The organism is Streptomyces sp. NPDC058470 (assembly GCF_042721055.1).
Classification (GTDB): Bacteria; Actinomycetota; Actinomycetes; order Streptomycetales; family Streptomycetaceae; genus Streptomyces.
Genome location: NZ_JBHXMF010000042.1, coordinates 73987 through 83846, shown reverse-complemented (window position 1 = coordinate 83846; position 9860 = coordinate 73987). Strand labels below are relative to the sequence as shown.

At 70.3% G+C, this 9860-nt stretch carries 8 protein-coding genes; 4 read left to right on the top strand and 4 right to left on the bottom strand.

The genetic code is table 11. The features are described 5' to 3' along the window. Positions 1–210: 210 nt before the first annotated feature. Complete coding sequence (locus ACFWP7_RS28260; protein ID WP_384386599.1) at positions 211–1692, top strand: catalase; 1482 nt, start codon at positions 211–213, stop codon at positions 1690–1692. Positions 1693–1983: 291 nt separating this feature from the next. Continuing rightward, entirely contained in the window at positions 1984–2811 is an 828-nt protein-coding gene (locus ACFWP7_RS28255; RefSeq protein ID WP_384386596.1) for an MIP/aquaporin family protein, read from the top strand. Between the two features lie 129 nt (positions 2812–2940). On the opposite strand, the gene ACFWP7_RS28250 is transcribed toward ACFWP7_RS28255, so the two are convergent. Further along, positions 2941–3432, bottom strand: a complete 492-nt coding sequence (locus ACFWP7_RS28250; RefSeq protein WP_384386593.1) for a nucleotidyltransferase domain-containing protein — start codon at positions 3430–3432, stop codon at positions 2941–2943. A 646-nt stretch (positions 3433–4078) separates the two neighbouring features. Between ACFWP7_RS28250 and ACFWP7_RS28245 the strand changes: the two genes are divergently transcribed. Next, positions 4079–5422: a hypothetical protein gene (locus ACFWP7_RS28245; RefSeq protein WP_384386590.1), complete on the top strand. Its 1344-nt coding sequence runs from the start codon at positions 4079–4081 to the stop codon at positions 5420–5422. A gap of 40 nt (positions 5423–5462) precedes the next feature. On the opposite strand, the gene ACFWP7_RS28240 is transcribed toward ACFWP7_RS28245, so the two are convergent. Continuing rightward, positions 5463–7577 (bottom strand): tetratricopeptide repeat protein, encoded by a 2115-nt coding sequence (locus ACFWP7_RS28240; protein ID WP_384386587.1) that lies wholly within the window; start codon positions 7575–7577, stop codon positions 5463–5465. Between the two features lie 146 nt (positions 7578–7723). Beyond that, positions 7724–8332, bottom strand: a complete 609-nt coding sequence (locus ACFWP7_RS28235; RefSeq protein WP_384386584.1) for a TetR/AcrR family transcriptional regulator — start codon at positions 8330–8332, stop codon at positions 7724–7726. Positions 8333–8485: 153 nt separating this feature from the next. Between ACFWP7_RS28235 and ACFWP7_RS28230 the strand changes: the two genes are divergently transcribed. Then, the gene (locus ACFWP7_RS28230) at positions 8486–9418 is read left to right on the top strand and encodes an NAD(P)-dependent oxidoreductase (RefSeq protein ID WP_384386581.1); all 933 of its coding nucleotides are present in this window, start codon (positions 8486–8488) and stop codon (positions 9416–9418) included. Here ACFWP7_RS28230 and ACFWP7_RS28225 read toward each other — a convergent pair. Further along, positions 9371–9811, bottom strand: a complete 441-nt coding sequence (locus ACFWP7_RS28225; RefSeq protein WP_384386578.1) for a PPOX class F420-dependent oxidoreductase — start codon at positions 9809–9811, stop codon at positions 9371–9373. The genes ACFWP7_RS28230 and ACFWP7_RS28225 overlap by 48 nt on opposite strands. Positions 9812–9860 lie beyond the last annotated feature (49 nt).

Genomic DNA, 9860 nt, shown 5'->3' with positions numbered 1-9860 from the left:
AACCAGGTCTTGAAGGCCGACGTCACGCAGGGATCCGGATTAACCAACAGCGTCCGTATCGAGCCCGGCCCTCTGCTCATCCCCGAATGATTGCCTTATGCATACCGCCTTTTGGTTTTTGTATGCATATGTCCTTTTTATCCTGGTAGGAGATCAAGCCTGGTACGCAACAGGACCAGTGCACTCTCGACCGGATCATCGGAGGCCAACGTGACCACCGAACACCAAGTCCGTCCCACCCTCACCACCGAGGCGGGCGCACCCCTGGCGGACAACCAGAACACGGAGACGGCCGGTCCCAGCGGGCCGATGCTGCTCCAGGACCAGCAACTCTTCGAGAAGCTCGCGCACTTCAACCGTGAGCGGATCCCGGAGCGCATCGTGCACGCACGCGGCGGCGCCGCGTACGGCACCTTCACACTCACCCGTGACGTCTCGAAGTGGACCCGCGCGAAATTCCTCTCCGAAGTCGGCAAACAGACCGAGACCTTCCTGCGTATGTCCACGGTGGCAGGCAACCTCGGCTCGGCGGACGCGGTGCGTGACCCACGCGGTTTCGCGCTGAAGTTCTACACCGAGGAGGGCAACTACGACCTCGTCGGGAACAACACGCCGGTGTTCTTCATCAAGGACGCGAGCAAGTTCCCCGACTTCATCCACACACAGAAGCGCGACCCGTACACGGGATCCCAAGAGGCCGACAACATGTGGGACTTCTGGGGTCTGTCGCCGGAGTCGACGCATCAGGTGCTGTGGCTGTTCGGCGACCGGGGGATCCCGGCATCCTTCCGCCACATGAACGGTTACAGCTCGCACACCTACCAGTGGAACAACGAGGCCGGCGAGATCTTCTGGGTCAAGTACCACTTCAAGACCGACCAGGGCATCAGGAACCTCACGGTGGAGGACGCCGTGGAGGTCGCCGGTCGCGACACCGACTCCCACCAGCGCGACCTGCGCCTGTCGATCGAGCGCGGCGAGTTCCCGTCCTGGACCGTGCAGGTGCAGATCATGCCGGAGGCCGAGGCGGCCCACTACCGCTTCAACCCCTTCGACCTGACCAAGGTGTGGCCGCACGCGGACTATCCGCCGATCGCGATCGGCAAGCTGGAGCTCGACCGCAACCCGGACAACGTCTTCGCCGAGGTCGAGCAGGCGATCTTCAGCCCGGCCCACTTCGTCGCCGGCATCGGGCCGTCCCCGGACAAGATGCTCCAGGGCCGTCTTTTCGCGTATGCGGACGCCCAGCGCTACCGCGTCGGCGTCAATGCCGATCTCCTGCCGGTGAACCGCCCTCACGCCACCGATGCGCGGACCTACGGACGCGACGGCGCGCTGTACGACGGTCGCCACGGCGGCGCCAAGAACTACGAACCGAACAGCTTCGGCGGACCGGTGCAGACCGACCGGCCACTGTGGTCGCCCACCACGGTCGACGGCTACACCGGCAACCACGAGACTCCCCCGCACGCCGAGGACAACGACTTCGTGCAGGCCGGCGACCTCTACCGACTGATGCCGGACGACGCGAAGGATCGCCTGGTCACCAATCTCGCGACCGCCATCTCCGGTGTGTCCGCCGAGCGCGATGACATCGTCGACCGGGCGGTCGGCAACTTCGCCCACGCCGACCCCGATCTCGGAAGGCGACTGGAACTCGCGGTGAAGGAACTGCGCGGCCGGCACAACTAGCCTTGCCGTGAAGCCCTTTGCTCCTCAGCCGCACCGCAAGGCCGTCTGTTCCTGAGCCTTGCCGTATGACCGCCGTCTGCTCCAGAGCCTCGCCGCAAGGCCCTCTGCCGCACAGCCTCGCCGTGAAGCCCACTGCCCCTCCCGGCCACTGGGACGTCAGTTCAGGCTCTCAACCGCAGCGACCTCGTCACCAGGGCCCCGCCCCTCCTTCAGGCGCGCTCTCAGCCCCGGCGCTCGCCCCATCCAGCCGACGAACAGCCCCTGCCCGCCCGTCTCATAAGGACGTGAATCATGGCTGTACATATTGATTTCCTCCCCCGTTTCCATCTCAACACCGACCGAACCACCGCCCGAGCCGCGGCCCACAGCGTCGTCGGCGCCTACCTGGCGGAGTTCACCGGGACCTTCATTCTGGTGTTCGCCATCACCGCGACCGCCACCTCCGCGGGCCTGGCCCAGTCCGTCGCCGGATCGGCCTATGGTTCGCTGGCCATCGTGCTGGTCAACGGGATCGCGCTGGCCGCGCTGGTCGGCGGTCTCGCCCATGTCTCCGGCGCGCATTTCAACCCGGCCGTGACGATCGCGATGGCCGTCGTCCGCAAGTTCTCGTGGCGGCATGTCCCCGGCTACATCGCCGTCCAGATGGCGGGTGGCATCGTCGCCGCTCTCGCCACGTGGGCCATTCGCGGTGACACCGCGCGGACCGTCATGCATCTCGGCGCGACCAACCCGAAGCCGGGTGTGAGCGACGGGCGGGCACTCCTCGTCGAGTTCCTGATCACCTTCATCCTGGTCTTCGTCGTCAGTGCCGCCGCCACCGACAGGCGCTTCCCGGCCCCTGCCGCCCCTCTCGTCATCGGGTTCGCCCTCGCCACCGCGGTCTTCATCGGAGGTCCGACCGACGGCGCGGCCGTCAACCCGGCCCGCGGTCTCGGCCCGATGATCGTGTCCGGTTCCTACGGCGGCTGGTGGGTGGACATCGTCGGCCCGGTACTCGGCGGTGTCGTCGCCGCGGTTCTGTACCAGGCGTTCGTCCGCAAGGGCCACGTCCCCGTGGTCGAGCGAGCACCCCACGACGCCCGGGACCTGGAGTCCCACGCCCACCACCCGGTCCGCTGACCGTCCGACGCGGCGACGGAAAGTACCCGCGCACCACCAGTCACCGAGGTCCCGCTTGCCCATCCACAGCGGGACCTCGGCACCATGAGCACCCGCCGCCCTGTCCCAGCGGTGATCCATCGACGTCTGTCAGAAGTGGGTGGCGATCCCGAAAGCCTGCCGGAGGCGGGCCATGTCGTGACGGTCGTGGTCGGCGGGTTCGTAGCCCTGGTGGAAAGCGGCCTGCTGCTCGGGCGACAGGCACCGGACCTTGGTCCCCCGGACGGTGCCTGTGACGAAGCACGGGGCGGGGTAGACGAACGGACGTCCCGGGTCGGGCGAGGCCTGCACGGCGGAACCGTCCGCGGCGAAGAGCAGCGGGTGCAGATCGATCTCTCGTCCGAGCGGGTCGGTGACCACGAATCGCACGGGGCGCTGATCGAGCGTCTCGACGAATCCCGCAGCTCCCAATGCGGCCACGACGGCCGACTCCTGCTCCCGACGGTGCATCAGGTCCAGATCGCGGTGCGGGCGCGTCTGTTCACCGAGCAGAGCATCGACGCCCCAGCCACCGCCGATCCAGATTTCGGCATCCGCCTGCCTCAGCACAACCAAAACGGACAGTACGTCGTCGGCCGTCATCACTCCGCGCACGTTAGCGGCGACCGCCGAACCGGGCGACCGCTTATCCCGTCGCAAGGGCCGCCGTTCCTCCCCGCCACCAACTCCCCGGCGGCCAAAAGGCGTTCGGTGACTCGCGCGTTCCACCTAGTCCCTCCGGACACGTTGGAGCTCGCGTCGACTACGGTTGCCCGATCACACGAGTGGTGCCCGGCCTTGAGCTGGGCCGACGGGCGCGGGGGCGGTGTACGGACGTGGGGCGGGACGGATGGATACGGGTGCCGGTCGGGGACGAGGCGGCCCGGTGGGCCACGCGCGGAAGCGCCCGCCGCGTCCTGTTCGTCGTGCACAACGTCACGTCCGCCACCCGGCTCCTGGACGTCCTCCCCCTGTTCCACGACGACTTCCGGGTGCAGTTGCTGGTGACGTGCACGGAGTCATCCGCATTCCGCTCGGGTGTCGCCGAGCTGCTCGCCGACACCGCCGTGCCGGTACTGCCCTGGGAGCAGGCCGTGGAGACCCCCGTGTCCCTGGTGATCTCCGCGAGTTTTGGCGGCCAACTCCAGGCATTTTCCGGCAAGTTGACCGTCTTGTCGCATGGCGTTGGCTATACTAAGAGGCTGGCGATACCGGATACCGGATACCGGATACCGGATACCGAGAGCCCGTGCCCTCGCCCGTGTTCGGGATGTCCCGCGAGTGGCTGCTCGCCGAAGACGGGGAACCGGTCGCCGACGCACTCGTACTGTCGCACCCCGAGCAGTACGAGCGGTTGCGCGTCGCCTGCCCCGAGGCGGCGCCGACGGCCGTGCTCGCCGGGGACCCCTGCCTCGACCGCATCCTGGCGGCCCGGCCCTACCGCGACCGCTTCCGCCGCGCCCTCGGCCTACGCACCGGCCAGCGGCTGATCCTGCTCAACTCCACCTGGAACCCGGAGTCGCTCTTCGGGGATGGCGGCGGAGCTGACATACTCCCCTCGCTGCTGCCGCGGCTGACCGCGGAGTTCCCGGCCGACGAGTACCGCCTCGCGGCCGTGCTCCACCCCAACATCTGGCACGGCCACGGCCCCGGTCAGATCCGTGCCTGGCTCAATCGGGCCCGGCGCGCAGGACTGGCCCTCGTCGACCCGCTGGAGGGCTGGCGCCAGGCCCTGCTCGCGGCGGACGCCGTGATCGGCGACCACGGCTCGGTCACCTACTACGCCGCCGCGCTCGGCACGCCCGTACTCCTCGGCGCCGCACCCTTGGACGGCCTCGATCCGGGCGCGCCCGTGTACGACTTCGTACGGGACGCTCCACGGCTCGACACACGGGCCGAACTACGCCCCCAGGTCGAGTCGTTGCTCGCCACCCACCACGCCCTGCCCGGTCCCGCCGAGTTCGCAAGCTCCGTGCCGGGCGAGTCCGCGGCCCGGCTGCGCCGCCTCTTCTACGAGTTCATCGGCGTCCCGGAACCCGACGGGCCCGCGCTCCTCGAACCGCTCCCACTTCCGCCGTACGAGCCTCCGTCACGCACCGCGCCCTTGCACGTCCTGACGCGGCTCCTCGGCTCGGGCGAGGTCTCGGTCGTACGCCATGCCGGCCACGACGGTGAACCGGAGGGTGCCTGGGAGGCGCACACAGCCGTACACGAGGACACCCGCGATCCCGGCCAACTCGCCCTCGCGGATCTCGTGTTCAGGTACGGCGAGGCAGCCGATCCGCGGTTCGGCTCCCCGGCGGCGTGGAACCGGGAGGTGCTCGCCCGGCTCCCGGAGTGCGCGCTCGCCTGCTACGTCACCGGGCCCGACGACTGCACCGTCGGCACCCGCGCCGGGGACCTCCTCCACCTCACCGGCGCACCGTCCGAGGCGGATGCCGACCCTGCCGCGTACGCCTCCGCCCTGCACGCCTGGCTGGCGGCCGGCAAGTCGCTCGGCGAACTGGTCGACCGGGGCATGACCGTGCGCACCGGCCCGACCGTCCATCGCGTACGGATCGCTCCCGAAGGATCGCGCACGGATCATTCCTGAAAGATCGTGCTCGGAGCGCTCCTGAAAGATCGCGTACGGGTCAATCCTGAAGGCCCGCAGCGCTGACGCACCGCTCGCGCAGCGTCCGCAGAAGCGCGACGTGATACGCCGCGTTCTCCTTCGCCAGCGCCGTGACCGCCTCGTCGATGAGCGACAGGGCATCCGTGAACTGACCGCCGTCCAGGCGGGTTTCGGCGAGGTCGGTGAGGGCGCGTGCCGTGTTGTACGCCTCGCCGCTCTCCCGGAAGAACCGCAGAGCGCGCTCCAGCCGCTCCCGTGCCTCCTCTCGGCGGCCGAGGCCGCGCAGGGCGCGCCCCCGGTGGCGTTCCAACAGGGCGCGGGCACGCGGCAGATCACCGGCGCCCTCGTCGTCGGGGCCGATGCCGTCGAGGATGCGGTCGGCCTCGTCGAAGGAGTCGTAGGCCTCCTGCCAGCGCCACTGGCGCAGTCGCAGCAGCCCGAGGATCTCGACGGCGGAGGCGTGGCCACGCAGGTGTCCGGCGGCGTGTTCGTCGCGCGCCGCCGCGAGCGCTTCGGGTTCGGCCTCGTCCCAGCGGCGCAACTCGGTCAGGGTGTGGGCGAGTTGGACGTGCAGTGATCCCGCCGTCCGGGTGCCGGGGAAGTGGGCCTCGGCCGTGCGCACGCCGGTCCGGAGGGCGGGCAGGAGGACGTCGTGGTGGCCCGCCTTGAGCTGGAGCGGCCACAGTGCCTGGCAGAGTTTCGCGACGGTGTCCCAGTCGTGGAACTCCTCGGCGGCGTACACCGCTTGGACGAGATTGCGGGATTCGGTGGCGAGTGCGGCCACGGCCTCGCCCCGGTCCGCGTACCGGAGCGGGGAGGCGCCGGTCGGGACCCGCCAGCTCTCCGGGAGAGCCGCCTGGGCCGCCCCGACCGCCAGGTGCAGATAGCCCTCGACGGTGCGGGACACCGCGGCCGAGCAGGCGGCGATGCCGTCGGTGGCTGCCGCGGTGGCTTCGGCGTGTGCGCGAACGACGGGGCGGTAGTGGTAGCGGCCGGCGCCGGTGCGCTCCAGCAGCAGCGCGTCGGCGAGTTCCTCCAGGAGCGTGGCCGCCTCGGTCTCCTCGATGTCCGCTGTTCGGGCGGCGGTCGTGGCATCGAAGGCGGGCCAGTCGTAGAGGCCGGTCAGCCGGTAGAGCCGGGCCGCTGCGGGGCGCAGCAGACGGTAGGAGTCGTCGGCAGCGGCGCGCACCGGATCAGCACCGGACAACGGCGGCTCCGCCAACGGGAGTTCGGTGAGACGGGGTGCGGCGGCACGGAGGGCGTAGGGCGAGCCACCGCAACGCTCCAGTACGGCGGGCAGCGCGGCCTTGGCCGCGGCGATCGCGGGTTTGCCGGCCAACTCGGTGAGCAGCCGTACCGCGTCGCGCCGGGCCAGGGGGCCGATCTGGACCGGCAGGGCGTCGATGCCGGTGAACGGACGGCGGGTGACGACGACCGTGAACACGCCGGGCGCGGGGGCCAGCAGGGGGCGGATCTGCGCGGCGGACTGGGCGTGGTCGAGCACGAGCAGCAGGTGCCGGTCGGCGACGTGCCGTCGGAAGCGGTCGACGCGGTCGTCGGCGGAGGGCGGTATCTCCTCGTCGGGCAGGCCGAGTTGACGCAGCAGTGAGCTCAGGATGGCCCCGGCGTCGGTCACGCGGGGGCCGCGCAGGTCGGCGTAGAGCTGTCCGTCCGGGAAGCGGTCCGCCCGGCGCCAGCCCCAGTGCACGGCCAGTGTGCTGGTGCCCATGCCTTCCCGGCCGTGCAGGAGCGCCACCCGGGGGCTTCCGTCGAAGGCGCGCGCCGCCTCTTTGTCGAGGAGCTTCAAGGCGTCCTGACGGTCCGTGAAGAACCTTGTGGAGGGGGGTAGGCGGGGGTGTGCGGGCCGGGGAGTGGCTCCGGACGTGGGTAGGGCCTGGGCGAACAGGGCCCAGGTGAGGGCAAGTTGCTGATCGCTCTGCAGACGCTCGTGCACCAACTGTGCCACTTCGGTGAACTGTTCGGCGCTGTTCGGTGCCGTGACCTCCCGGCCCACGATCCGGCGGACCAGTCCCCCGGTCGACTCCCAGGCCCACCTGCCCGCTTCGTTGGCCATTCCCGAGCCGACGGTTCCCAGTACCGCCGTGACGGCCGCCAACGAGATGGGATCCAGCATGCCCGCACTCCCCCGCTTCCGACGCCTCTGCCCAGCTGGGCGCCTTGCACCTCACACCCGTGTCGGGTTCGACCCTACGCGGCGGTCCGTGCGTCCCGGCGGCACAACCAGCCTTTTCCAGCAGCCAAGTTGACCCGCGTCCCCTCTCACTCACGCAGCCCGTGGTTCGTCGTTCGCGCCCGGTCCAGCAGCGGGCCGAGCTCCTTGGCCACGGTCGTCAGGGCACGTACGTCCCGCTCGGTCCTGGCGATGAGGAGCGCCCCCTCCAAGGCGCTGATCATGAGCGTGGCCAGCGGCTCGGCCCGGTCGCGCGGTACGCCCAGGTCCGTCAGCGCCGCCGCCACCGGGCGGTTCCAGCGGGCGAACGCGGCGGCGGCAGCGCCCCGGGTGGACTCGACGGACTCGGCGCAGTCCACGGTCGCCGCCGCGACGGGGCAGCCCGAGGCGAACCCGGCCGTCCGGAACTCCTCGGTCCACTGCCCCACCATGGCCGCGAACAGACCGCTCGGCGTCGGCTCCGGCAGCTCGGCGAGGAAGCGGGCGACGCGCTTGCCCGCATAGCGACCTGCCCAGTCCACGGCCTCGTTGACCAGCTGCTCCTTGCCGCCCGGGAAGTAGTGCTGGAGCGATCCGCGCGGCGCCCCGGCATGCGCGGCAACCTCCCGCATGCCGGTCGCGGCGACCCCGTCGCGCCGGATGAGCTGCGCCGCGCTGAACACCATCCGCTCCCGCGGCCCGCGCCCGGAATCCACCATCGTCGACCTCCCGCTCCGTCTGCCGTACGCACCGCTCGTACGTTCCCGGTTCCACTATGACAGGCGTCATAGCTCCCGCTACCATGACGACTGTCATGGGCAGCAGCGGGGGGCTGGCCCGGCGCGCACGCCGGGCGGAGACGGCGGTGCGGTGTGTACGTGGGTTTCATCGGCCTCGGAACCATGGGGCAGCCCATGGCGCTCAACCTGGCCCGGGCGGCCACCCCTCTCGTCGTCTGGAACCGGACGCCCGCCAGGGCCGAGCCCCTGCGCGCGGTCGGCGCCGAGGTGGCGTCCCGCCCCGCCGAGGTCTTCGAGCGGGCCCGCGTGGTGTTCCTGATGCTGGCGGACGGACCCGCGATCGACGCGGCCCTCGGACGTGGCACCCCGGACTTCGCCGAGCGGATCGCCGGACACACCGTCGTCCACATGGGGACGACCTCACCGGAGTACTCGCGCGAACTGGAGGCCGAGATCCGCGCGGCGGGCGGCCGGTACGCCGAGGCGCCCGTCTCCGGCTCGCGGGTCCCGGCGGAGGCCGGTCAGCTCGTGGCGATGCTCGCCGGTGACCCCGAGGCCGTCGAGGAGGTACGCCCACTGCTCGGGCCGATGAGTCAGGAGACGTTCGACTGCGGGCCTGTGCCGAACGCCCTGCTGATGAAGCTCTCGGTGAATCTGTTCCTGATCACCCTGGTGACCGGCCTCAGCGAGGCGTTCCACTTCGCCGACCGCCAGGGCCTGGACCGGAAGCTCTTCCTGGAGGTGCTGGGCGCAGGACCGATGGCCAGCGCCGTCTCGCGGATGAAGGCCCCGAAGCTCCTTGAGCGCGACTTCGCCGTACAGGCCGCGGCTCACAACGTCCTGATGAACAACGAGCTGATCGCCGAGGCCGCCAGAAAGTCCGGCCTGGCCTCCCCGCTCCTCGATGTCTGCCACGCTCTCTTCGAGGAGACCGTGGCACTGGGACACGGCGGGTCCGACATGGCGGCCGTGCTCCACGCGATCGAGGCCCGCACCGACGCCGTGAGCGGGGACGGTTCAGCGTCTGCGGGGGATGCCGTACGCGCGCTCCACGTGGAGCCGTAGGACGAGCCGACGGTCACGAACCATGGCGGCCCGATAGTCGTCCCAGTCGGGGTGCTCACCCTGGACGTCCCGGTAGAGCCGGATGAGTTCCTCGACGGTCTCATCCTGCGGATCACCGGCGACGGGCGTCAGCTCGGCGGTGCCCTCGGCGACCGTGTACGCCCAGCGGTCCTCGCTGGTCACGTGGTACGAGGCCCGAGGATCCCGGCGCAGATTGCGCGTCTTGGCCCGGTCGTCCGTGAGTGAGACCCGGACGATCCGCTCGTCGGGGTAGTAGGCGTGGGTGACGTTCGACAGCTGGGGCCGGCCGTCCTTCTTGAGGGTGACGAGCACCCCGCCCTTGTACTCGGAGAGCAGTTTCACCAGTGCGTCCTGCGTCGCGTCCTGAGTCATGCCTCGATCAACGCTTCGGACCGGGCGAGACATTCCACGTAGACACTGT